General features: G+C 61.2%; 22 protein-coding genes and 1 tRNA gene. 10 read left to right on the top strand and 13 right to left on the bottom strand.

Annotated features, from left to right (window positions below):
• The first annotated feature begins 55 nt into the window (after window positions 1-55).
• Window positions 56-754: a molybdate ABC transporter permease subunit gene (modB, locus tag PE058_RS21935; RefSeq protein WP_271029527.1), complete on the top strand. Its 699-nt coding sequence runs from the start codon at window positions 56-58 to the stop codon at window positions 752-754.
• Window positions 751-1,905 (top strand): molybdenum ABC transporter ATP-binding protein, encoded by a 1,155-nt coding sequence (gene modC / locus PE058_RS21930; RefSeq protein ID WP_271029526.1) that lies wholly within the window; start codon window positions 751-753, stop codon window positions 1,903-1,905. The genes modB and modC overlap by 4 nt, the downstream gene beginning before the upstream one ends.
• Here modC and PE058_RS21925 read toward each other — a convergent pair.
• From PE058_RS21925 to PE058_RS21905, 5 genes are all read right to left on the bottom strand, one after another.
• A tRNA-Phe gene (locus PE058_RS21925) sits at window positions 1,889-1,964 on the bottom strand. The two genes, modC and PE058_RS21925, sit on opposite strands and share 17 nt — an antisense overlap.
• A gap of 170 nt (window positions 1,965-2,134) precedes the next feature.
• A complete protein-coding gene (gene yacG, locus PE058_RS21920) occupies window positions 2,135-2,380 on the bottom strand; it encodes a DNA gyrase inhibitor YacG (RefSeq protein ID WP_271029525.1) in 246 nt (81 codons plus the stop codon).
• Window positions 2,377-3,123 (bottom strand): Maf family nucleotide pyrophosphatase, encoded by a 747-nt coding sequence (locus tag PE058_RS21915; protein WP_020085447.1) that lies wholly within the window; start codon window positions 3,121-3,123, stop codon window positions 2,377-2,379. The genes yacG and PE058_RS21915 overlap by 4 nt, the downstream gene beginning before the upstream one ends.
• A 697-nt stretch (window positions 3,124-3,820) precedes the next feature.
• Window positions 3,821-4,333 carry a hypothetical protein gene (locus PE058_RS21910; RefSeq protein WP_271029524.1) on the bottom strand — a complete coding sequence of 171 codons (513 nt, stop codon included), beginning with the start codon at window positions 4,331-4,333 and terminating at the stop codon, window positions 3,821-3,823.
• A 450-nt stretch (window positions 4,334-4,783) separates the two neighbouring features.
• Window positions 4,784-5,893, bottom strand: coding sequence for a hypothetical protein (locus PE058_RS21905; protein WP_271029523.1), 1,110 nt, complete (start codon window positions 5,891-5,893; stop codon window positions 4,784-4,786).
• A gap of 285 nt (window positions 5,894-6,178) precedes the next feature.
• Between PE058_RS21905 and PE058_RS21900 the strand changes: the two genes are divergently transcribed.
• Window positions 6,179-6,436, top strand: a complete 258-nt coding sequence (locus tag PE058_RS21900) for a helix-turn-helix domain-containing protein (RefSeq protein WP_271029522.1) — start codon at window positions 6,179-6,181, stop codon at window positions 6,434-6,436.
• A gap of 827 nt (window positions 6,437-7,263) precedes the next feature.
• Here PE058_RS21900 and PE058_RS21895 read toward each other — a convergent pair.
• On the bottom strand, window positions 7,264-7,656 hold the full coding sequence (locus tag PE058_RS21895) for a hypothetical protein (RefSeq protein ID WP_271029521.1): 393 nt from the start codon (window positions 7,654-7,656) through the stop codon (window positions 7,264-7,266).
• Window positions 7,657-7,757: 101 nt separating this feature from the next.
• On the opposite strand from PE058_RS21895, the gene PE058_RS21890 reads away from it, so the two are divergent.
• The 5 genes from PE058_RS21890 (at window position 7,758) to PE058_RS21870 (ending at window position 14,939) form a co-directional block, all read left to right on the top strand.
• Complete coding sequence (locus tag PE058_RS21890; protein WP_271029520.1) at window positions 7,758-9,302, top strand: recombinase family protein; 1,545 nt, start codon at window positions 7,758-7,760, stop codon at window positions 9,300-9,302.
• Entirely contained in the window at window positions 9,299-10,192 is an 894-nt protein-coding gene (locus PE058_RS21885; RefSeq protein ID WP_271029519.1) for a plasmid partitioning protein RepB C-terminal domain-containing protein, read from the top strand. Before PE058_RS21890 ends, PE058_RS21885 begins: the two co-directional genes overlap by 4 nt.
• A complete protein-coding gene (locus PE058_RS21880; protein ID WP_271029518.1) occupies window positions 10,189-11,088 on the top strand; it encodes a plasmid partitioning protein RepB C-terminal domain-containing protein in 900 nt (299 codons plus the stop codon). Before PE058_RS21885 ends, PE058_RS21880 begins: the two co-directional genes overlap by 4 nt.
• A 1,731-nt stretch (window positions 11,089-12,819) precedes the next feature.
• Complete coding sequence (locus PE058_RS21875) at window positions 12,820-13,515, top strand: Crp/Fnr family transcriptional regulator (protein ID WP_020088027.1); 696 nt, start codon at window positions 12,820-12,822, stop codon at window positions 13,513-13,515.
• Window positions 13,516-13,649: 134 nt separating this feature from the next.
• The gene (locus PE058_RS21870) at window positions 13,650-14,939 is read left to right on the top strand and encodes an adenylate/guanylate cyclase domain-containing protein (RefSeq protein WP_271029517.1); all 1,290 of its coding nucleotides are present in this window, start codon (window positions 13,650-13,652) and stop codon (window positions 14,937-14,939) included.
• 201 nt (window positions 14,940-15,140) lie between these two features.
• Here the strand turns inward: PE058_RS21870 and PE058_RS21865 are convergent, their stop codons facing one another.
• From PE058_RS21865 to PE058_RS21845, 5 genes are all read right to left on the bottom strand, one after another.
• Window positions 15,141-15,602 (bottom strand): arsenate-mycothiol transferase ArsC, encoded by a 462-nt coding sequence (locus tag PE058_RS21865; protein WP_020088025.1) that lies wholly within the window; start codon window positions 15,600-15,602, stop codon window positions 15,141-15,143.
• A 5-nt stretch (window positions 15,603-15,607) separates the two neighbouring features.
• Entirely contained in the window at window positions 15,608-16,114 is a 507-nt protein-coding gene (locus tag PE058_RS21860; RefSeq protein ID WP_271029516.1) for a UPF0262 family protein, read from the bottom strand.
• A 3-nt stretch (window positions 16,115-16,117) separates the two neighbouring features.
• Window positions 16,118-17,416 carry a histidinol dehydrogenase gene (gene hisD, locus PE058_RS21855; protein ID WP_020088023.1) on the bottom strand — a complete coding sequence of 433 codons (1,299 nt, stop codon included), beginning with the start codon at window positions 17,414-17,416 and terminating at the stop codon, window positions 16,118-16,120.
• A 129-nt stretch (window positions 17,417-17,545) separates the two neighbouring features.
• The gene (locus PE058_RS21850; protein WP_271029515.1) at window positions 17,546-17,989 is read right to left on the bottom strand and encodes a DUF2948 family protein; all 444 of its coding nucleotides are present in this window, start codon (window positions 17,987-17,989) and stop codon (window positions 17,546-17,548) included.
• Between the two features lie 116 nt (window positions 17,990-18,105).
• Window positions 18,106-18,576, bottom strand: a complete 471-nt coding sequence (locus PE058_RS21845) for a DUF992 domain-containing protein (RefSeq protein WP_271029514.1) — start codon at window positions 18,574-18,576, stop codon at window positions 18,106-18,108.
• Between the two features lie 303 nt (window positions 18,577-18,879).
• Between PE058_RS21845 and PE058_RS21840 the strand changes: the two genes are divergently transcribed.
• Window positions 18,880-19,251, top strand: coding sequence for a Crp/Fnr family transcriptional regulator (locus PE058_RS21840; RefSeq protein ID WP_020088020.1), 372 nt, complete (start codon window positions 18,880-18,882; stop codon window positions 19,249-19,251).
• A gap of 9 nt (window positions 19,252-19,260) precedes the next feature.
• Here PE058_RS21840 and murA read toward each other — a convergent pair whose 3' ends face one another.
• Both murA and PE058_RS21830 read right to left on the bottom strand, forming a co-directional pair.
• Window positions 19,261-20,553, bottom strand: a complete 1,293-nt coding sequence (gene murA, locus PE058_RS21835) for a UDP-N-acetylglucosamine 1-carboxyvinyltransferase (protein WP_020088019.1) — start codon at window positions 20,551-20,553, stop codon at window positions 19,261-19,263.
• 178 nt (window positions 20,554-20,731) lie between these two features.
• Window positions 20,732-20,923 (bottom strand): hypothetical protein, encoded by a 192-nt coding sequence (locus PE058_RS21830; RefSeq protein ID WP_020088018.1) that lies wholly within the window; start codon window positions 20,921-20,923, stop codon window positions 20,732-20,734.
• Between the two features lie 290 nt (window positions 20,924-21,213).
• Between PE058_RS21830 and bcsS the strand changes: the two genes are divergently transcribed.
• Window positions 21,214-22,035: a cellulose biosynthesis protein BcsS gene (bcsS, locus tag PE058_RS21825; RefSeq protein WP_271029513.1), complete on the top strand. Its 822-nt coding sequence runs from the start codon at window positions 21,214-21,216 to the stop codon at window positions 22,033-22,035.
• Window positions 22,036-22,145: the final 110 nt, after the last annotated feature.

Genomic DNA, 22,145 nt, shown 5'->3' with positions numbered 1-22,145 from the left:
GGGCTGCGCCCTGCCGGCAGCAGACATCTGAGCGAACCAGTCATTGCAGTCGAGTATGTGGTCGATCACGCCGGAAGAGCTTACCGCGATCAAGCTGTCGCTACGCGTGGCAACCGTTGCGATGCTCTTCAGTCTCCCGGTCGGCGTGCTCACGGCCTATGTCCTTTCGCGAGGCAGCTTCCGCGGGAAAATCCTGCTCGACGGGTTCGTCTATATGCCCCTCGTGCTGCCGCCCGTCGTGACCGGCTACGTCCTGCTGATCCTCTTCGGCCGCCGCGGACCTCTCGGGTCTTTTCTGGAGCAGACGTTCGGCATCGTATTGTCGTTCCGATGGACGGGCGCCGCTCTCGCCGCCGCGGTCATGGGATTCCCGCTGATGGTCCGGGCCATACGCCTGGCTATGGACACCATAGACCGGCGGAGTGAGGAAGCCGCTGCGACGCTCGGCGCGTCTCCCATTTGGGTGTTCCTGACGGTCACCCTGCCGCTCTCGCTCCCGGGGATCATCGCGGGTGCCATGCTCTGCTTTGCCAAGGCCCTCGGAGAGTTCGGCGCCACGATCACCTTCGTCTCCAATATCCCCGGAGAAACGCAAACCATTCCAGCGGCCATCTATGCCTACACGCAGACACCCGGCGGAGATGGCGGCGCATTCCGGTTGTCGGTCGTCGCCGTTGTGCTGTCGTTTGCCGCTCTCATGGCCTCCGAGCTTCTGAGCCGCCGCACGGGACAGCGCAGGGCGGGTTTCGAATGATAGCGTTCTCCTGCCGCCTCGCCCGGCCGCGCTTCGTCCTCGACGCAGATTTTACGTGTCCTGACGGATGCGTGGCGCTGTTTGGCCCGTCCGGCTCCGGCAAGACGACCGTCGCCAAATTGATCGCGGGCCTGGATCATCCGGATCGCGGCCGCATCGTCGTGGACGACCAGGTGCTCGTGGACACGGAGGCCGGCATAAGAAGGCCCGTGCATCGGAGGCGCGTAGGGCTCGTTTTCCAGGATGGGCAGCTTCTGCCCCATCTTTCCGTTCAGCAGAACCTGGCATACGGGCGTTACTTCGCGCCGAAGCAGGCGCAGGCCATACCCTTCGATGCCGTCGTGGAGCTCTTGGGGATCGGCCATTTGCTCGCCGCGCGCCCCGCGACGTTGTCGGGAGGCGAGCGCCAGCGTGTCGCGATCGGCCGCGCGCTTCTTGCCGCGCCGAGGCTCCTCGTCATGGACGAGCCGCTGGCCTCCCTGGATGGAGCGCGCAAGCTCGAGATCCTGCCTTTCATAGAACGGCTACGCGACGAGCTGTCCCTGCCGATCGTGTATGTGTCTCATGCCCTGGAGGAGGTGGCGCGTCTGGCCACGATGGTCGTCAGGATGGCGAACGGCAAGGTCGTTGCCCAGGGTCCGCCAAGCGAGGTGTTCGGGCCGTCTATGCCGGATCCTGCCATGGACCGCTTCGAAGCGGTTTCGTTTCTGTCGGGCACCGCACTCCGCGAGTTGCCCGAGTACGCGACGACGATACTCGATCACCCGGCCGGTGAGATCACGCTTCCCGGCCGCTTCGGTCCGAAGGGTAAGACCGTGCGTATCGCCATTCGAGCCACCAATGTCACGCTGGCGACGGAAAAGCCCCACGGTCTGAGCGTGCGAACGGCGCTCAAGGGGCGCGTACAGGCCATCGCCGGAGGCGATGGGCCGCTAACGCTCGTGACGGTCGAATTGGAAGGCGGAGATCACGTCTCGGCATCACTGACCCGTCTGGCCGTTGCCGACCTTGGCCTCGAACGTGAGCGTGAGATCTATGCCCTGGTCAAGGCCGTCTCGATCGACGAGCGCAGCATCGCGACGCTCAGCAGCCAGGATGGCACCAATCCGCGCGTCCGAGATGAAAACGGGAAAATGGTGCCCAGGGGGTGAATTGAACACCCGACACTACGATTTTCAGTCGCATGCTCTACCAACTGAGCTACCTGGGCTTTTTCCGTTCGAGGCGCTCGCCTTGGGAAGGCCTGCCGTCGAAGCTCGCGCTTTATAGGGGGTCGAAAGGGGGCTGTCTAGCCTTCAAGAAAGCGTCACCCCGGTTTGTTGAGGTCAGTCGGTCCTGGCTTTCCCGCCGTGGGGTTGCGGACCGAGGAGCGCGGGCGGCCTAGTCGGAATCGTTAGCTCCTTTTCCACGATCCAGAGTGCTCGCCTCCTTGGCGAACCCCTCGTCTCCGTCCTCATCCGCGTCGGATTGGCCCCCGGCGATCACATAGGCCCCCGAAACCCACCGGCCGAGATCGATGTCCGCGCAGCGCGCCGAGCAGAACGGGCGCACCGCATGGGCTGTCGGCTTACCGCAGATGGGGCAACGGCCGCTGGCCGCATCCGATGGACGTTCGGGCGCGCTCATTCGGCGTCCACCTCTGCGGCCCGCAGCCAATTGAAGTGCACCGGAAACCCTTCGCCGATCAGGAGGCTGACGACCTCGGTCAGAGGTAGTCCGACGACGTTGGTGTAGGAGCCCGTGATCGTGCGCACGAAACACCCGGCGAGCCCTTGGATGGCATACCCGCCAGCCTTGCCTCGCCATTCGCGCGAGGCGATGTAGGCTTCGATTTCCGATTTCGAGAGGTGCTTGAAGCGCACCCGCGTGTCCACGATTTTAGTGCGAACGCGGTCATCCGGAGTAATCAGGCAAACGCCGGTCAGCACGCGGTGCGAGCGGCCCGAAAGCCTCTCCAGCGTCGCCACTGCCTCCTCGATGTGCTCGGGCTTGCCGAAGACCCGCCGCCCCACGGAGACGACCGTATCGGCCGCCAGCACATAGGCGCCTGCGATGTCCGTATCGTTGGCGATCTGGTCGCGCGCCGTTTCCGCCTTCGACCGAGCCAGACGCGAGGCGAGCGCGCGCGGCATCTCGGCAAGTCGCGCCGTCTCGTCGATGCTGGAGGGACGAAGCGCATCAGGCACGATGCCGGCCTGCGCCAGAAGCATCAGGCGGCGCGGGCTAGCGCTCGCCAAAACGAGCTTGGGAGCCTCGGGCGGCCCGCCCTCCCGGGCGCGCTCGCGTGCGAGCTCGCGGCGCAGCGTTTCGCGGCGGGGACTGTCGGTGCGTTTGAAGTGGGTGAGGAAGGCGGCCTTCACGGAGCTCATGTCTGTTAGCCGATGGTTCGAGACAGATGAGGAGACGAACGCGTTTGGCCGATCAAGTGCGGCAACTATGACGGCAAGAGGGCTCCCGCCCAGGGGTTTGTAAACACCGTCGAAAACTTGGCGGGAGAATGCAGAGAGCCTCCCTGAAATGCAAGGTGCATGTGATTGAACTCCGATCTCCAGCTCTTTGAGACCTCCAGAGCGAGCGTGCCGGCTGATGCCGTATCAAGACACTGATAAGAATTGTGTACTATGAACCTCTTTGCAGAATCTTTCGGTCTGAGCCGGTCGACGCGCGCGTGCGCCACACTGCAGAACATCGCCTCGTTCAGCGGCTCGCCCCGCAGGTATCCCTTGAAGATTTAGCCGTTCTGCATTCGCTTCCCCGGCGCAATGCAGTGCCAGTCGATACCTCCACATCCTCCACTGTCGAGGTGAGAAGTTGTCACTTAGCCACAACGGCGGTCGGCCGCTGTGACGAACCAGCCCGCGCAGCTCGCGAGCGATGCGATGGACTGATATAAAATGTGCGCAGCGAATCGGGCACTGCGTTCTCACATTGGCGCAGATGGCGATAGATTTGCTCTACGCACTGCGCTGTGAGTAGTCCCTGTGGTCGATCATCCAGCTCGCGGCGATTCACGGTTCTCAGCCCACCGCCGCAGTGCTCAGCAGCCAGATTGGAATTCTAGGTCGATTAGCTCTTCAGCTGAGCGAGTGCCGAAATCAACGCTTCCTCTTTATCCATGAGTCCTCGGCCGCTCCGGGATGCACCGTGCGCCAATAGCACGTCGGAAAAGATTTCATACTCCTTCGGCTTCAAGTAAAGTATGACGCATCGAGTTCCGCTGAGTGGTTCTTCTTTCCGCAACTTCAGCGTAAGTTCTCTTGCTGTGCTTGTTTCGGCAAGCGCCAGAAGATCTTCGCAATTCTCTTTCGTAACGTAGTCAGAAATAAGTCGCGCCTTGGTCCAGCCAATATTGCTCAAGCGAGCGCGATCGACCCCCAGATTCTGAAAACGACGATCAATTGCAGCTAAATAATATGCCTTGCGAAGACCTATACCCGTGAGTTTCGCGAGATAGGAAAACTTTTCAGGCATGGTGTCCTGAATTTGGCGAAAGTAATTTGCTGCACTCATGAAGTTATCCCCAATCTCTAGCGCGGCGATTTCCAGGGACAGTTGGTTCTTTAAAGACGTGTCTTTCATTTGCTACCTCGTATTGAATTAGTCGATGAGAGTAGCGTGCGGAAATGGCAACAAGAAACAATGGGTTATCCCTATGGGCTTGGAGAATTATGTTGCGGCACCTCAATTGGCGTCTGCTTTAAGGCTGGCCGAAATTTTGTTCCAGCATGAGCTATGGAAAATATGAAATGCCAATAAGGTGGATGTAGGTAAGGAGACGCGGAACTCGCAGTCAGGCAGGCAATCCCTGACGCGGGAGAGCAAACTCGTACTCTATGGTGAATACGGATGATGGTATCGGAACACCGTCTCTGACTATGACAAGTGTCTTGAAAAGGCGGAACAGCCGAGCAGCAGCATCAACCCTCAGGAATCTTCTATTGCGCATGTTAGCGGGCAGCGTAAGCGCGCGGTGCACGGCGAAGGTGCTGTCGGTATGAGCGAGCAGAACCCAAATCCTATGCGTTATGCCTAGCCATCGACCTCGGCCGCAATCATTGATCTGTTGAGTTCAATCAGAGCGTTTCTGACGCCTTCCTCGTGATCCAGAACGTCCCAAATCGTCGGCCAGGAATCATCCAGTCGCTTTAAAATAGTGAGTTTGGGAGTCTCGTGGAGTTTTGTGCCTGTAACTGCAGCTATCATCGCTTCGATGAAGGATCGCATAAGAGCTTTGGCATCCGTAGCGTAGTCAGTATGGGTATCGCCATTGGAATCGAGCACGAAAAACGGGAGCCGCCGGCCACCGACTGTCATGCGAATTGACATCATCTTCCTGATTGTCCAATCCACTTGGAGGTCTTCAACCGATTTCAGGAAATTTATTAGTCGTACGGATGTACCGGGCCGGATTCCGTCGAGAGACGCGAAGAACTCTTCCTCCGAAAGTGTAACTGGTGGAGTGACGGTGGCTTGCGAGCGTTGAGCGCTCACCGATGCTACGATCGTCGGCTGACCGTCCTGCATCTGAACAATTCCTCTTACAATATTGGTCGTCCTTAATGGCACGGAAGGCACCACAATGGTGCCATGACCAGGCAAATCGTGCACAGCGAGCCGGATCAACACAAGAGCGAAATGCAGGCCAGCATGCTGCTGCAGAAATTCCGCCAATCCCTCGACACCTTCCGTAATCCCGTCGCCAACAATGGCCAGCAGGCATCGTCCTCGCCGAAGATTGCGACTGACGGCATCGACGAAAACCGCTTCATCCAGAGTGGAGGTATGTTCTGGCAATGTCGCGATGACATGGTCATAGAGCCTGAAACCTGCTTCCCGTCTTGCGCTGCGGATAGCGGCTTCTAAGGAATCGTAAGATAGGCGCTGCATTGCCTTTGCGTAGTCGATCACCTGCGCCACGACTGCTCTGCGGGCTTCGACATTTCGCCAGAGTTTGCATTCCGCAATGATGAGGTCGCCGTTAGGTGTCACCAAGAGGTTATCGAGATAGCCGGTGCTCAGCGGCAGCTCCACGCATACAGGAACGAGCGGTGAAAATGCTGGCTCAGTTTCGGTGATCGGCAATACCGATGGTGCGTTATGGATAAGCTCCTGCACCCACCTCTCATCATAATCGCCCATCGTGCGCTTGGTGAGGCTCCGACGCTGCAGAGGCTGCGCCGTTAAAGGAGACGACGTAACAAGGAGAGGGGTTGAAGCGCGTTGCATTTAGGTCCTTCGCGGAGTTGAAGGCGACCGCCAGCTTGAAACCTCCACCTGCGGACCGGCCTCTCAATCTGAGTGCGACATCCGCGATGCCCATTGGGCCGACTGCGCCGCTCGGGACAATCGAACAAAAATATCTAAAAATTGGATAATACGATAATCGGATTAGCAGGACGTCGGCCCAGCAACTTCCGGCAGCCGATGCCCGAAACGATCCGCAGTCCTCGTCAAGAGCTCCTCATCAAGCGGATTGTCGAGGCCCGCAAGCGGGCCGGGCTGACCCAGGGAGAGATCGCCGCTCATTTCGGCAAACATCAGCCTTTCATTGCGAACATCGAAGCAGGTCAGCGCCGGCTCGACCTTGTCGAGCTCATAGCCTTAGCCGAGGTCCTCGATTTGGACTTGCACCAACTGATCGACGAACTCAAACGAGCTCCAACCCGCTTCAAGAAGAAATAGATAATCGGCGTCTTAATAATTGAACCGAATGCTCTCTGTTAAGCGCTAGCTTGGAGGACCACAGACCATCACCCGGCTGTGACGTGAGCTTCTGTCGCCCAACAGGAAGCAATCGACTGGCCGTGGATCACAAACCGTCGGATCCTGCGGAATTGCAATGAACTTCACAAGAAATCCCACTTAAACATCGCATCGGATTGTTAAATGCCAACCCGAGCTTTTGAGATGTCCTGCTCGGATGACCTGCAATCCGTTTGTCTTCCTCAAGCACCGAATGGCCCGACGCACACTTTGCCGGTGCTTGGTTTGAATTACTTCCCCGGGGAAGACCAGCGAACAGAGTTGCTCAACGGTGAACTGCTTACCGAGCTCCGCTTGGAGCGCAGTGAGGATCTGCATCTGGACAATGCCGAGGCCGCGGCTCATGCCTCAACTCCGAGGGGAGCTATTTTCCGTGTGAGCTGCTCTTTTTTAGTTTGCATTCCATTCTCGACTTCGGTTGCGCTAAATTGCCGAGAATCATGCGGAGCAGTGAAGTAATGGCAATAGGTTATGTGAAGAGGCTCAGATGAAAATCTGCGAGAGCTAGGCGGCCGGCAAGCTGCCTGTCATTTGTGCAGTTGGTGGCAGGCGCGGTATCGCGCGGCCGGCATGGAGAATATTGAATACGCTTGAGGGTATTCGGCTGCATTAGCTCCATGAACGGATTTGATCGATACCAATTTCAAGGAAGATCTTAGTAAAATTTGCGAACGCAGAAAATATTGAAGAACTTCGTTGGGCGAGTCGAGACGAAGCCGGGCTTATTGTCCCCCTGATACTGCGATCTAGCCCGCGCCTGGTGACGCCGCGGTCTCTATTTGGACCGCGCGCACCGCATCCAGAGCGACCAAGGCAGCCGCAACTTTAGCACGCGCTTCTTCGATGTCGGCCATAACGAGGCAATCGTTCCGGTGGATCGCCGCCAAAAAGGCCGCGAGCACGGCCGGCGAGTTCGCCGCCAACCGCAGGAAGTGATCTCCGGTCGGCGCCCTGTCGCCCGCGAACCAGTTTTTCACAGTTCGCTCATTGGCGCCCGTCCAGCGCGCCACCGTCTTGACCGATGATGACTGCCCTCGAAGCGTGGCCCGTAACGCCGTTGAAACCAGTTTGGCAAACGACAAGGGGGGTGGCTCCTGCCGACGCCCCGGAAAGACATTGCCCGAATTCGGAAAGGACATTCCACAATCTCCGCGCTTAAGTGCCGGGGCAAGTGCGCCGGCTATCGACGCGATGCAGGGTGGAGCGTCCGTGTGTGCTTAGTGGTGAAGGGGCTTTTCGGATGGTGAAGGCTGGTAGTAACCGGCCGAACCGCGCGGCCGCCTATGTGCGGATGTCGACCGACCACCAGCGCTACTCCACTGAGAATCAGTTGGAGGCGATCCGCCGGTTTGCGGCGGCGAGGGACATCGAAATTGTCCGCGTCTACGAGGACGCCGGTAAGAGCGGGCTCAAACTGGAGGGACGCGACGCATTTCGGCGCCTCCTCTCTGACGTCGAACGGGGCACCGCCGATTTCTGCACGATACTTGTCTACGATGTGAGCCGGTGGGGTCGCTTCCAGAACGCCGACCACGGCGCTCACTTGGAATTCCTGTGCTCCCGGGCGGATATCGTCGTCCACTACTGCGCCGAGCAGTTCGAGAACGATGGCAGTATCGGCTCAAACCTGCTGAAGACAGTCAAGCGAGTCATGGCAGGTGAATACAGTCGTGAGCTATCGGTCAAGGTGTTCGCTGGCCAGTGTCGCCTCGTCGAGAAAGGGTTTCGGCAAGGTGGCATGGCCGGCTACGGCCTACGTCGGGTCCTCATCAACGAGAATGGTGAGCCGAAAGGCGAACTCGCGTCGGGTGAACGGAAGAGCCTACAGACCGACCGCGTGATTCTGGTTCCCGGGCCGCCTGAGGAGGTGGAGACGGTCAGACGCATATATCAGCTCTTCGTCGAGAAGGGCGTGCAGGAAGCCGAGATTGCCGTACGTCTGAACCGAGATGGTATTCGCACGGATCTGGGGCGTCCGTGGACGCGTGCCACCATTCACCAGGTGCTGACCAACCCCAAATACAAGGGCGACAACGTATTCAATAGGGTGTCGTTCAAGCTGAAGATGAAGCGTGTGGTGAATGCGCCGGAGCATTGGGTGCAAGCCCGGGGTGCGTTCGTCGCCCTTGTCGAGACGGGAATATTCGAGCGCGCTGGCCAAATCGTCGCCGAGCGCAGCCGGAAGTTGACGGACGCCGATCTCCTCGACCTGTTGCGGTCGCTCCTGCAGGCAAGGGGCGCGTTGTCAAGTCTTGTGATTGACGAACGCAATGACATGCCGTCGAGCAGCGTCTATCGGAACAGGTTTGGCAGCCTGCTGCGTGCCTACCACTTGGTTGGCTACAGTCCAAGGCGCGACTACCGCTACATCGAGATCAACCGGCGACTGCGCAGGCTCCATCCAGATGTTATTGACTTGGTAGTCGAGGGCCTGCGCCGCGAAGGGGGTGAAATCAGTGTAGCCCCTGACACCGGCCTGCTTGACGTCAACGGAGAGTTTACCGCTTCCGTCATCATAGCCCGTTGTGGCGAGACGCCTGGTGGCTCCCTGCGCTGGTGCATCCGGCTCGACACGGGGTTGGCGCCGGACATCACGGTGGCGGTGCGGATGGCTCACGGCAACGTCGCACCGCTCGACTACTACCTCCTTCCGCGCCTCGACATGACAGAGCAGAGCTTGCGCCTCGCGGAGGACAATGGCCTCTCGCTCGACGGCTATCGCTTTGCAACTCTCGACTTCCTTTTCTCTCTTGCGGCTCGCGCGCAGTTCGAGGAGGTAGCATGACCCAGGCGGACAATCTCCGGATTCAGACTATTCCCCTTGACCGAATTATCATCCTGAACCCGCGCGCCCGTAACCGGCGCAAGTTTCTCGAAGTGCTCGACAGCATCCGAACCGTCGGTTTGAAGCGTCCTATCCGGGTCAACAGGATGGTAGGGCCCGACGGGCAGCCTTCCTATGGTCTTGCTTGCGGCCAAGGCCGCATCGAAGCCTTCCGCGAACTCGGACGCACAGAGATACCTGCCATCGTCACCGACGCAACCGAGGTGGAATGCCTGGTCATGAGCCTGGTGGAGAACTGTGCCCGACGCCAGCATCGTTCCATCGATCTCCTCCAGGATGTCGCGACGCTTCGCAAACGCGGCTACATGGATCGGGAGATCGCCGAGAAGATTGGCGCCTCGCCCGAGTGGGTCAACATGATGGTCCAGTTACTCGAGCGTGGCGAGCAGCGTCTCGTCGAAGCGGTTGATGCCGGAACTATCCCGATTTCCATTGCGATCGAAATCGCACGCGCCGACGACGAGGCGATCCAGCAATTGCTTGCCGAAGCCTATACCCAGGGCAAACTAACCGGCCCGAAGCTCATCAAGATGCGGCGCCTGATCGCGCAGCGGACGCGGCGAGGAAAGCGCGTTTCAGAAAACCTGTTCGGCAGGAAGCTCAAGCGGACCAAGACGTCCGCGGGTCTTGTCCGCATCTTTCAGCAGGAAGCCGACCGGCAGCGCCTTCTCGTGAAAAAGGCCGAGGTGACGCAGACCCGGCTCCTTTTCGTAGTGGAAGCGCTCAAGACCCTGCGTGCGGACGAGCACTTCGTCACCCTTTTGCGGGCGGAGAAGCTCGATGGCTTGCCTAAGGACCTGGAACTGCGGATCAAGGGAGCAGCCACATGAGTAAGAACGAATCCCTCGCGCGCGTTGCCTTCGAGAGCGGGTGTGTCACCGTGCCAATATCGGCGCTGCTCCCTGTTCGGCCGCCGAGAGCGACGGTCAAGGCCAGTCACAAATACCTGCAGATTCGCGCGTCGGTGATCGAGATCGGTCTCGTCGAGCCGCCCGCTATCGCGAGGATACCCGGCGATTCGGATCACTTCCTGCTGCTGGATGGGCACCTTCGCGTCGAGATCTTCAAAGATCTGGGAAGAACCGAGGTCGAGTGCCTGATCTCGACGGATGACGAGGCCTTCACTTTCAACAAGCGAATCAGCCGACTGTCCGCGGTCCAGGAGCACGCGATGATTCTTAAGGCTATCGCGCGCGGTGTGCCCGAAGAGAAGATCGCGCGCGCGTTAAGCCTTCAAGTCACCAGCATTCAGCGCAAGGCCCGGCTACTCGACGGGATATGTCAGGAAGTTGTGGGGCTCATGAAAGACCGGATCTGCCCGATGGCCGTATTCGAGATCCTGAAGCGCATGAAACCGTTGCGCCAGATCGAAGCCGCAGAGCTCATGATCGTGGCCAATAACTACTCCGTCGGCTATGCCACGGCTCTTCTCGCCGGTACGCCTGCGAACGAACTCGTCGGTGAGGTAAAGCCGAAGAAGCTTAAGGGCGTTTCTCCCGAGGCCATGGCCCGGATGGAGAAGGAACTCGCACGCCTCCAGGAATCAATTGCCGACATCCAGGATACATACGGGAAGGAGCACTTACAGCTGACGGTTGTGAGAGGCTACCTCACGAAGCTATTGGGCAATTCCAAGATCGTTCGTTATCTGTTGCAGCACCGGCCAGAGTACCTTGAGGAATTCCAGGTCATCACTGATGCCTTGTCACTTGACCACGCGGCTTGATAGAAGTTGTCGTGAGCGATGAGGCGCGTTTTTTTCGATCATTTGATAACGAGCGTATCGTACCGGCCGACGCCGCCATCGAAGGTGCGAAAGCAATCGCAGGTCTGCGGTCGGGCTGCGCCTTCTCTACGTTTCCTCGGCACCGTCAGCATCACGCGAGCGTATCGAGCGCGCACGTCCCTTGCAGCGGGTGGCATGAGTGACGTGATGCTGCTGTACGGCATGTCCAAGACAACGCCCGTCGCAGCTCCAAATGTCCATCCAGTGAGCCACCGCATCGGGCGTCACTCACGAACAACCGGGACAGAGACCGTCTCCTAGGCTGATCCCTTTCGCTCCAGGGCATGGAAACTGAGATCGCTATTGGGAACTCAAACTCCAACCAAGTTTTTGGTGTCATGATACTTCACCGGCCGAACCACATGCGAAACCAACAAGAAGCAGCTGCAAGCCAGTGTCGTCGCCCTGAACTCTACTTTATCGTGCTCAATTTGCAGCCAATCCGGTGGCGGTCTCGACGGATAGGGCGGATGCTGTCTTTAGGCGGCAGTCAGTCTAGGTCCGAGTGAAATCGTCTGCATAGGAAATAACACTTAAGCCGACACTCACGACGGCATTCCTCTCAACCTCGACAAGGTCAGTAAGGGCTTTCAATAGGAAGCGCGACCGCAAGGGAGAACCCTCAGCTCTAACTGTTCGAGCGCGCAGTCTGGCCCGCAGTTCATTGTCGTGCGTGTCTCGGCCAGCAAAAGAAACGGCACGCGGTTCTCTGCGTTGATGCGAGTGCTGATTGCTTGAAGTTTACCCCAACCAACCTTATAGGGAGGGGCACTACCCATACGGAGCTCTTTGAATCGTCGATTGATTCAGTCGGTCTCTCCAGAGGCGACGGCGGTATATATGCGGCAAGTTGGTAAATCGGTCCCCACTCGAATCCCGAGCTGTCCAACGGACTCACACGCGACTAGTGAGGAGTACAGGTCGTCATGGCGACAGGGGCGGCAACATTCTCCAATTCTATCTCTGTGGTCACGACTCACTCCCCGGTCCCTAACGACTATGGAGACAGCGGAGCGACATCGGTTGGAGCGATTTTGGAAACCTTGAGGGCGACTGCGAATCTTCCGCCAAGACCTGAAAGCGATCGCAGTCCTGCTAAAGGCTTTGAGAAGTTCGTCTCAAAGTTCGCGGGCATCAGGCGCCTCGACGGAAAGTTCGCGAATTCGTCGCGAATTGCCGGAGAAATTGAGGGACGAGCTCGCTTGAGCAGAACGCGGAGCCCGCCATTCGATGTGGCCAAAAGCAGCAGCCAGGGACGCAGAGACATCAGTTAACCAATTAAATCGGGGGCGGGCGCTTTTCCAAACGCGGCGGTCAAGAAGAATTGGAGAATATGATGAGAAGTCAGTCGATTAGATAATTCTAGGCAGATGTCTCGTTTGTCCCTTTTGCTGTCCAAAACTCGATTTTGTCCCTCGGTTTGGGTCTGATTCGTCCCCAAATCTGTCTCGGATGCGCCCCATGTGAAGCATGGCGGCACATCCGAAGGAACTGACACGAACAAGGAAGAGAATTTTGCAATCTCTCCTGCAAGAGTGATGGCTTCGCAGCAGCTAGTTAAATATCTGGGATGATGGCGGCAGACTCTGTCCCGGAATCTATGAACCACGTTGCCATTCCCGGCCGTTCCCGCGAAAATCGGGTCCGGTCTCTCGATGGCTGGAGAACGAGATGGTAGCCAAAGATTCGCTGCTCGAAATGCTCGCGCGAACCGCTCTGTTCGGCGCCCTTGAGGAGGCCGACCGGAAAGCGGTGGCTCAGGAGATGCGGGAAGCCTCCTTCGACGGCGGTCAGGCCATTTTTGCGCGTGGCGATGCGGGGCGGGAGATCTATCTGGTCACGGGCGGCCGCGTGAGGCTTTCGGTGCTCACCTCCGAAGGCCGCGAGCTGTCTTTCGCCCACGCCGAGCCGGGCCAGATTTTCGGGGAGATCGCTGTCCTCGATGGAGGCGTCCGCACCGCCGATGCAACGGCTGTCACAAAGGTGGGCGCTCTGACGTTGTCCAAGGGCGCGCTCGCCCGCCTGATCGAGCAGCGCGCCGTGGTACGCGAGGCCGTCATCAAGTTTCTTTGCAACCGCGTCCGCGAGGCCGACCATCAGCTCGAAGGCATCGCCCTTTATCCGATCGAGGTCCGGCTTGCCCGGTTCTTCCTGGCCGCCGCCCGCCAGAAAAGCGAGTTCAAGCCCGGCGCCAAGGTCATCCTCGACCTTCCGATCTCTCAGAGCGAGCTGGCCCTGCTGATCGGCGCGAGCCGCCCTAAGGTAAACGCGGCCCTGGCGATGCTCGAGGACGGGGGCGCGATCGAGCGCAAGGAGAGCCGTTTCACGTGCGACATCGACGAGCTCGAGGGCATCGCCGGCGCCTGAGCGGCGGTATCCCGTCCTGTTTCCTGCGGCACTTCCCCGGATAAGGCGTCCCTGTTAGAGCGGCAGGATGCGGTCCCGGCTTCCTGCTATCTTCGGAATCCAGGACCTCGTCCTCATTGGGGAGACTGCTGACCGTGTCGGGGCCGAAAGAGCCTGGGACTGATCCCGCCTTCAGGCGCATGCTCGCTGGCCTCGGTGCGTCGCACCGGCTCGCGGCGCTGGGAGGGTGGCTTACGCGCCTTGCCGAGGCCGGAACCGACGGCTATCCGCCGGAAACCAAGCGTAGGCTCATGATCCTCAACATGATCGCCTACCTCATCGCGGTCTCGACACTCGTCTACTTCGTTCAGCAGACTTTTCTCGACTACGACCGCTATTGGCCGATCGTCTATATCAACCTGGCGATCGTGATCGTGATGCTGGCCGTGCCGTCCGTGCACCGGTTTGGCGCCGTCGCGGCGGCGCTGCTGATGCTGGTGACGGAGTGCGCGGCCCTGCTCGCCTTCACGGCGTTTCTCGGACGCAACTCGGGTGTACATCTCCAGTACTTCGTCATCGCGGCTGCGGCGTTCGTCGTCTACGGGCTCCAGCGGATGTCGCTCATCATTCCGTCGATCACCGCCGCGGTCATCCTTCACCTCGTGTGCTGGTTCTGGTATCCGGGCTCCGAGTCCCTGCTCCAGGCTGAGCAGGAGGTGCTCGATTCCATGTACATTCAGGCCACCATCACCACCTTCGGCCTGATCGCGGCGTCCGTGTATTACGCCTTCCGGCTGGCGGAAAACGCCAAGGCAGAGACCGACGCACTCCTGCGCAACATCCTGCCGGACAATGTGGTCGAGCGCCTGAAGGCGAAGCCCGCCGAGCCTGTCGCCGATACCTTCGCGGACGCCTCGATCCTGTTTGCCGACATCTCGGGCTTCGTTCCGCTCGCGCGCCGCCTGGGGGCCAGCGAGACCGTCGCTCTCCTGAACAGGCTCGTCTCCATGTTCGATGCGCTGGCCGAGCAACACGGCGTCGAGAAGATCAAGACGATCGGCGACGCCTACATGGTGGCCTCGGGCGTGCCGGAGCCTACGGCAGATTTCGCAGCTCGCCTCGCGCACATGGCGCTTGCCATGCAGCAAGCCGTGCGCAGGCTGCGGGCCGAGACCGGCTACGAGATCGACATGCGGATGGGGCTGGCGACGGGACCGGTCATGGCGGGCGTCATCGGCCGGCAAAAATTCAGCTACGATATCTGGGGCGACGCGGTGAATTTGGCGGCGCGTCTGGAAAGCACGTCCGTTCCGGGGCGCATCCACATCTGTCCGATGACGCGCGACAGGCTCGGCACGGCGTTCGAGGTGGAGCCACGCGGCCCCATCGACATCAAGGGCGTTGGCCAGAAGAGCACTTGGTTCCTCGTTGCCGCCAGACCATGATCGCTTCGGACCCTACCAGTCCGAAGCGTGACTCATCGGTCTCGCTAAAAGCTCCATGATCGCTTCGGACCCTACCAGTCCGAAGCGTGACTCATCGGTCTCGCTAAAAGCTCCATGATCGCTTCGGACCCCATCAGTCCGAAGCGTGACGCATCGGTCTCGCAAAGGCGCCGCCGGCTTCCCCTCGCCGCCGCAGACTGATCACACGGTCGGGCCGCCTGCCGTGGGAAGGAAACGCTGCTTGATCTTCCGGAACAGCGTGTCGCGCACGGAGCGATAGGCGGCCAGGATCTCGTCCCGGTTCCCGCATTCGAGAACCACCGTCGCGTCGGGCGTCGGCCAGTACTCGATCTCCGCTGGCACCACGCGGGTGAGTTCCAGGCCGTGGTGGTGGGCCTCCGGAGATAGGGTGACGATGAGATCGTATTTCTCGACCTCCGCGTCCTTGAAAGCCGTGGGCTCGTGGTCCGAGATGTCGATGCCGATCTCGTCCATCACCGCCACGGCGTAGGGATCTTGCAGGCCCGGCCGCACCCCGGCCGAGGCAACCTGCACGTGGGGCCCCATCAAATGCTGAAGGATCGCGGCGGCCATGGGGCTGCGCACGGCGTTCATGGCGCATGCGAACAGCACGGTCTGATGCCCGTCCCCCTCGCCTGACACGAGATTTACCCCTTCCAGTGGAGGGCGGAGATGAGAGTGAACAAGCGCCGCGCGGTATCGAAGTCGATGGAGATCTTCCCTTCGAGACGTTCGACGAGCACGCGGCTGCCTTCGTCGTGCAGGCCGCGCCGCCCCATGTCGATGGCCTGGATGCGGGAGGGCTGCGCCGTGCGGATGGCCTGATAGTAGCTGTCGAGCACCAGGAAGTAGTCCTTCATGATGCGCTTGAAGGGTGTAAGAGAAAGATGGTGGGCGACAATCGGCTCCTCGGAGGGCTTTGAGGCGCTGTAGACCGTCAGCGCCAGTCGATCGTCGACGAGCCCGATGGTGAGCTTATAGGGGCCATCGTCGCGGCCTTCGAGCTTGAACGAATTTCTGTCGAGCAGATCGTAGATCGCGACTTCCCGCTCGTGCTCGATGTTGGCGTTGCCCCGGCCGATCGATGCGGGGTCGAGCACGACCTCGCTCAAGCGGTCGTTGGTCTGTACCGTCTCTGTCGAAACCTGGTCCATAACCTAGCCTTTCCCGGAAAGTCGGATCTCGACCGAACGCCTGTGCGCTTCGAGGCCCTCGGCGCGCGCGAGCGTCATGGCCGCCGGCGCGAGCTTGGAGAGCGCCTCGTCGTCCAGCTTCAGGATCGAGGTGCGCTTGAGAAAGTCCAGCACCCCGAGGCCCGAGGAGAAACGCGCGCTGCGTGCGGTTGGCAGCACGTGGTTGGAGCCCGCGACGTAGTCCCCGATCACCTCCGGCGTGTAGGCGCCGAGGAACAGAGCACCCGCATTGCGGATGCGCGACCCGAGATCGTCGGGATCGCGGGTGGCGATCTCGAGATGCTCGGCCGCGATGCGGTCCGCGATGGCCGGCGCTTCGTCGAGCGAACGCACCAGAATGACGGCGCCGAAATCGCGCCAGCTCGCGCCCGCGATGTCGGCCTTCGGCAGTTGCTGCACCTGGCGCAGAACGGCGGCCTCCACCGCTTCGGCGAACGCTTCGTCGTCGGTGAGCAGGATCGACTGCGCGGCCGTGTCATGCTCGGCCTGCGCCAGAAGATCCGCCGCGATCCAATCCGGATCGTTGTACTTGTCCGCGATCACCAGCACCTCGGAGGGACCCGCGATGCTGTCGATGCCGACGGTGCCGAACACCTGCCGCTTGGCGGCCGCCACATAGGCATTGCCAGGCCCCACGATCTTGGCAACCGGCCGGATGGTTTCGGTGCCGTAGGCGAGGGCGGCGATGCTCTGCGCGCCGCCCACGCGGTAGATCTCCTCGACGCCCGCGAGCTTGGCAGCCGCCAGCACCAGCGGGTTCAACGCGCCGCGCGGCGCGGGCACCACGATGACGAGGCGCTCGACGCCCGCCACCTTGGCCGGCACGGCATTCATCAGCACAGAGCTCGGATAGGACGCGAGCCCGCCGGGCACGTAGAGGCCGGCCGACTCCACCGCCGTCCAGCGGTGGCCGAGCGTCACGCCGAGCTGATCGCGATAGGTCTCGCTCGCCGGCAGATGGCGAAGATGGTGGTCCGAGATGCGGTCGCGCGCGAACGCCAGCGCCTCCAGCGTCTCGGGGCTGCAGGCGCGCACGGCCGCCTCCACCTCGTCCGGCGTGACGCGAATCCCGATGGCGCCGAGATCCACGTTGTCGAACTTCTGCGACAGCGCGATGAGCGCCTTGTCGCCGTGTGCCCGCACGTCCGAGATGATCGCGCGCACGGCCTGATCGACATCCTCCGACGCTTCCCGCTTGGTGGCGAGAAAGGCTTCGAAGCGGGATGCGAACCCCGGGTCGGATGAGGTCAGCCGCACAGGCATGGAAAGCTCCGGTATTGCAAGCCCTTCTCTGGGGCTCCGATGATCCTGGCCGTTATAGGCGAGGGGGGGCGAAGGCGAAAGCGCGCAGGCGTCACAGGAGGTTCCCATTTGCCCCGGGAACGGCGAGCATCAGTCGCCCGCATGCTCGGGCTTGCTGCGGGTTTCCCAGGCTGCGCCGAGGTCGCTCAAAGCCGCCTCGATGCACTCGACCTCGAGCCGCACCGCCCCGCCGCCCGCAAAGGTCAGCGTGATCGTTCCATAGGGTGCCTCGCGCGGCTCGAACGTGAGCGTTAAGAGCGAGAGCACCTGATCCTTGTTGGTGAGGTCGATGCCCGACACCTTCGCGCCGGTCACGTGCTCGATCCGCGCGCCCGCCCGCCGGCGCACGAAGCGCTCTCCGTTGGCCGGCGGCTTGGCGGATTGCGCCCAATCGAAGCGATTGGCAACGATGGCGAAACGCCGGTCGGCCTTGATGTAGGCCATGTCTTCCACACGCAACACGGCGTCCTGGAGGTGTGCCGCGATAACGGCAAGATCCTCAGCATCGAAGGCGATGAGCTTGAGGTCTGGCATGGAGTGACGTCCCGTTCGAGGTGGCGGTCTCCGCGAGTGATAGCGGGAGCGGCCGGGCCACGCAACCGAGGCCCGCCGTCCGGCAAACGCACCGCTCCGGTAACTTTTCGGCGTCGTTACCGAATGGACAACTCCGCGACGCCGACGGCAAGGTTAAGGCCCGTCTGGCCCTGAACGCTGAGCGGCTGAAGCACGATGGAGTTGTTGGAGCCGCCGACCAGCACCTTCGCGCCACCGCCGATGCCGAGCGCCACGTCTGCCGTCGCACCGGCATAATTTCCGGTGAGCCCGCGCTCCACGATGGCGTCGGTGGAGGCGAGCACCGTCCACACCATCACGCTCTCGCTGGTCACGCCGATGTCGAGGCCGATCTTGGTGATCGAGGCCGAGTAGTCCTCGCTGTGCCTGCCGGAAGCGGATTTGTAGGTGCAGGCGTAGGTCTTCTTGGAGCCGAGCACGAGACCGATGCCTGCTCCGCCCGTGCAGGTCAGAGTGCCGGCGTTGATCTTCGCCTGCGCGAGCGCAGGAGCGGCCGCCAGCAGCGACACGGCAGCGGCGGCGATGAGGGTGAGGCCGGTTTTTTTCACGCGTGGTCTCCAGGTGGTTGAGCGCATGCGGGGTGCGGGAGCCCGCTATCCGATCGAATGCGCGGCGATGGGATCGTTGCCCCGACAGGGGAGAAGCTGAGCCCGATCCCCCAAACGGGTCCTTGACGCTCGTCAATGCCGGAAAAGTATGACGGTAGGCGGGCAGGCGGACAACACCCCGCCCCCTCCGGCAACTCCGCGCAGAAGGCGCTTAACGGTTGCGTGCGATCTCGCGGACAGGCCCCGGCGCCCACGTTATACTGGCCTTTTTCACGGCGGGCCTGACACCAGCGAGGCTTCATCATGATGAGCGCCCCTTTTGACTTCGATTTTCTCGAGCGCTTCCGGATTCCTCTCAAGCGGTTTGGCGCCGGAGAGAAGATCTTCCTGGAGGAGGATCCGGGCGACTACATGTATCTGGTGATCGAAGGCAAGGTCAGCATCGTGACCTTCGGCACCGTTCTTGAGAACGTCGGCCTGCACGGCATCTTCGGCGAGCTGGCGCTGATCGACAATTCGCCCCGCTCCGCCGCCGCCATCGCCGCAGAGCCGTCCGAGGTCGCCCTCATCAATCGCGAGACTTTCCTCGAGCTCGTGCGCCACAACCCCGCGTTCTCCCTCTACGTCATGCGCCAGCTCGCAGCCCGCATCCGCCGCATGAACAAGAACCTCTGAGAACGGGCATCAGCCCGCCGTCAGGCGCTCGATCTTGGCTCCGCAACGCGAGAGCTTCTCCTCGAGGCGCTCGAAGCCGCGGTCGAGGTGATAGACGCGGTTGATCATGGTCTCGCCTTCGGCCATCAGCCCGGCGATGACGAGGGAGACCGAGGCGCGCAGGTCAGTGGCCATCACCGGCGCCCCCGTCAGGCTCTTCACGCCTTTGATGGTCGCGGTATCGCCGTGCAGTTTGATGTCGGCGCCGAGGCGGGCAAGCTCCTGCACGTGCATGAAGCGGTTCTCGAAAATTGTCTCGCGGATCACGCTGGTTCCATGCGCGCGAGTCATAAGCGCCATAAGTTGGGCCTGAAGATCGGTCGGGAACCCTGGGAACGGCTGCGTCTCCACATCCACCGGCTGGAGGCCGTTGCCGTTGCGGGCGATGCGCACGCCGGTGTCCGTGTCCGTCACGGTCGCGCCCGTTTGCGCAAGTGTATCGAGGGCGTTCTTCAGGAGATCGCGCCGCGTGCCTTCCAGCACCACATCGCCTCCCGTCGCCGCCACCGCGAACGCGAACGTGCCGGTCTCGATACGGTCCGGAAGGACCGTATGCACCGCGCCTTCGAGGCGAGGTTTGCCCTGGATGCGCAGCGTGGAGGTGCCGATGCCCTCGATCTGCGCGCCCATCTTCACGAGGCAGGCAGCCACGTCGCCCACCTCGGGCTCCCGCGCCGCGTTCTCGATCAGCGTCTCGCCCTTAGCCAGCGTCGCTGCCAGGAGAACGTTGTGCGTCGCGCCCACGGAGACCGTCGGAAACAGCACATGCCCGCCCACGAGCCCGTTCGGCGCATTGGCGATCACATATCCGCCGTCGATCTGGATGTCGGCGCCGAGCGCCTTGAGGCCCATCAGGTGGAGGTCGACGGGCCGCGTGCCGATGGCGCAGCCGCCCGGCAGCGACACCTTCGCCTTGCGCATGCGTGCGACGAGCGGCCCGAGCACCCAGAAGCTCGCCCGCATGCGCGACACCAGCTCGTAAGGCGCGGTGGTATCCGAGATGTCGCGTGCCGTGAGATGGAAGGTCTCGCCGAGATGCGGCGTGCCGCCGGAGCGCTTTCCATCGACGGCAAGATCGACGCCGTGATTGCGCAGGATGCGCGCCAGCAGATTGACGTCGGCCAGGTTCGGAACGTTCTTCAGCGTCAGCCGGTCGTCGGTGAGCAGCGACGCGATCATCAGGGGGAGAGCCGCGTTCTTCGCGCCGGAAATCGGGATGGATCCCTGAAGCCGTTCGCCGCCGATGATCTTGATGCGATCCATGGAGTGACCAGAGCCTTTCGCCGAAATGGGGTCGCGAGCCTTCGAGGACTGGAGACGCGAGGCCGCCGACACGATCTCAGAAATGATTAAGCGTTGAGAGGCCCCGAGAGCAATGGAATCCCACTAACCGCCGTGCTTCCCACATGATTTTGGACCGGCTGCGTGTTTCGGGAGTGCCTCAGTCGCCAGCATCCCCGTGATCGGCGGTCTGGCCGTCATCCGCGGCGGGGGCGCCCGCGTCAGCGCTCTCGCGCCCCTGTTTGCTCCGCGCCAGCGCTTTGCGGCGCGCCAGGTTTTCCCTGAGCGCCTTGGCCAGCCGTTCCTCTCTGGAAGGCGGCGAAGGGGGCCTGGGATGATCTTTGGAGCTCATGGATGAGGATCTCGCGACGGAAGCGTCTGAACGAGCTAGCTAGCGCGCCCGTGCGCCCGTGCCAAGTGCGGGCAAACCTTCCCTGTTTGCATCTTTGGATTGCGGTGCCGAGAGAGGATCTGCAACCAAAGATAGATATTGAGCAGTATGCAGACAATCTTGGTTGACACGATCATGGTTAAAACGTTGTCTGATGTAAGTCATTTTATGTGTGTTGCGTTCAGATGCCGGTGCGGTGGCGTTCAGTTCATCGTGTTCACCGAGCCCCGCGCCCTTACGGCGCCAGGCACTTGGCTTTTGCGTCCCTCGCGATCCTCGCTCCTTTTCTCACCACTTCGGTTTCAGCTGATCCGTCGAGGCCCTCGAGCGGGCGCGAGGTTTGGGCGGGCGCCGACGTTTCGAGCAACGTCTGGCTCGTCTATTCCGGCGTGACCTTCGCTCCCTGGAGCGGCATCCACGACAACGGCGTTCGCTTCCGCGCAGCGGGCGGATACGGCGAATACAGCTATGCCGATCGCATTCCGAGCATCGATCCCAGCACATTGCGGCCGATCTCGTTTCACGCCGAAACCTACTTTGCCGATATTCTCGTGGGTTATCTTCAGCGCTTTGGCGAGCTGACGGCCAAGGCGTTCGTGGGCGCCTCGATCATCAGCCATGACATTGCGCCGCTCGACGAGGAGACTGTCGCCATCGGCGAGGAGGTCGGCATCAAAGGCGTGCTGGAGTTGTGGCTGAACATGGGCGAGCGCGGCTGGGGCTCGCTCGATCTGTCCTGGTCGTCGGCCCACAATTCACGTGCCGCGCGGGGGCGGGTAGGCTACCGTTTCTGGCCGAAACTGTCGCTCGGCCTCGAAGCCGGTATCAACGTGGATGCGCAAGGTGAGTGCCGCATGGACGGCAGCGGCACCAAGGGTTGCCGGACTTTGGCCGACCAGACCGTGGAGGCCGCCGAGTTGCTCGACTACGCACGGGGCGGCGCCTTCGCGCGCTACGAATGGGGCACCGGTGAGGTCTCGGTTTCCGCTGGCGTTCTCGGTGACAGCTTCGGGCACGAAGGCCCCGCCGAAATCGCGCCCTACGTTACCGTGAACTGGCTCACTCAGTTCTGATTTCCCCTCCGAAGCGCCCCCAAAACTGTGCCGCTGCCGTCAGCCGGGTGTGCGGGATCCTGCCGCATCGGACAGACAAAAAACTTTAGGAATTCAAACATATGAGGTGT

The organism is Hyphomicrobium sp. DMF-1 (assembly GCF_027886585.1).
In the GTDB taxonomy this organism is placed as follows: domain Bacteria; phylum Pseudomonadota; class Alphaproteobacteria; order Rhizobiales; family Hyphomicrobiaceae; genus Hyphomicrobium_C; species Hyphomicrobium_C zavarzinii.
Note: the sequence above shows the minus strand (reverse complement) of the source record. Positions and strands in the feature narration are given on the sequence as shown.

What these genes read in the sequence shown, in the direction of transcription:
- modB (WP_271029527.1), top strand. Translation starts at nt 56, where the DNA reads ATGTGGTCGATCACGCCGGAAGAGCTTACCGCGATCAAGCTGTCGCTA.
- modC (WP_271029526.1), top strand. Translation starts at nt 751, where the DNA reads ATGATAGCGTTCTCCTGCCGCCTCGCCCGGCCGCGCTTCGTCCTCGAC.
- yacG (WP_271029525.1), bottom strand. Translation starts at nt 2,380, where the DNA reads ATGAGCGCGCCCGAACGTCCATCGGATGCGGCCAGCGGCCGTTGCCCC.
- PE058_RS21915 (WP_020085447.1), bottom strand. Translation starts at nt 3,123, where the DNA reads ATGAGCTCCGTGAAGGCCGCCTTCCTCACCCACTTCAAACGCACCGAC.
- PE058_RS21910 (WP_271029524.1), bottom strand. Translation starts at nt 4,333, where the DNA reads ATGAAAGACACGTCTTTAAAGAACCAACTGTCCCTGGAAATCGCCGCG.
- PE058_RS21905 (WP_271029523.1), bottom strand. Translation starts at nt 5,893, where the DNA reads ATGGGCGATTATGATGAGAGGTGGGTGCAGGAGCTTATCCATAACGCA.
- PE058_RS21900 (WP_271029522.1), top strand. Translation starts at nt 6,179, where the DNA reads ATGCCCGAAACGATCCGCAGTCCTCGTCAAGAGCTCCTCATCAAGCGG.
- PE058_RS21895 (WP_271029521.1), bottom strand. Translation starts at nt 7,656, where the DNA reads ATGTCCTTTCCGAATTCGGGCAATGTCTTTCCGGGGCGTCGGCAGGAG.
- PE058_RS21890 (WP_271029520.1), top strand. Translation starts at nt 7,758, where the DNA reads ATGGTGAAGGCTGGTAGTAACCGGCCGAACCGCGCGGCCGCCTATGTG.
- PE058_RS21885 (WP_271029519.1), top strand. Translation starts at nt 9,299, where the DNA reads ATGACCCAGGCGGACAATCTCCGGATTCAGACTATTCCCCTTGACCGA.
- PE058_RS21880 (WP_271029518.1), top strand. Translation starts at nt 10,189, where the DNA reads ATGAGTAAGAACGAATCCCTCGCGCGCGTTGCCTTCGAGAGCGGGTGT.
- PE058_RS21875 (WP_020088027.1), top strand. Translation starts at nt 12,820, where the DNA reads ATGGTAGCCAAAGATTCGCTGCTCGAAATGCTCGCGCGAACCGCTCTG.
- PE058_RS21860 (WP_271029516.1), bottom strand. Translation starts at nt 16,114, where the DNA reads ATGGACCAGGTTTCGACAGAGACGGTACAGACCAACGACCGCTTGAGC.
- hisD (WP_020088023.1), bottom strand. Translation starts at nt 17,416, where the DNA reads ATGCCTGTGCGGCTGACCTCATCCGACCCGGGGTTCGCATCCCGCTTC.
- PE058_RS21850 (WP_271029515.1), bottom strand. Translation starts at nt 17,989, where the DNA reads ATGCCAGACCTCAAGCTCATCGCCTTCGATGCTGAGGATCTTGCCGTT.
- PE058_RS21840 (WP_020088020.1), top strand. Translation starts at nt 18,880, where the DNA reads ATGATGAGCGCCCCTTTTGACTTCGATTTTCTCGAGCGCTTCCGGATT.
- murA (WP_020088019.1), bottom strand. Translation starts at nt 20,553, where the DNA reads ATGGATCGCATCAAGATCATCGGCGGCGAACGGCTTCAGGGATCCATC.
- PE058_RS21830 (WP_020088018.1), bottom strand. Translation starts at nt 20,923, where the DNA reads ATGAGCTCCAAAGATCATCCCAGGCCCCCTTCGCCGCCTTCCAGAGAG.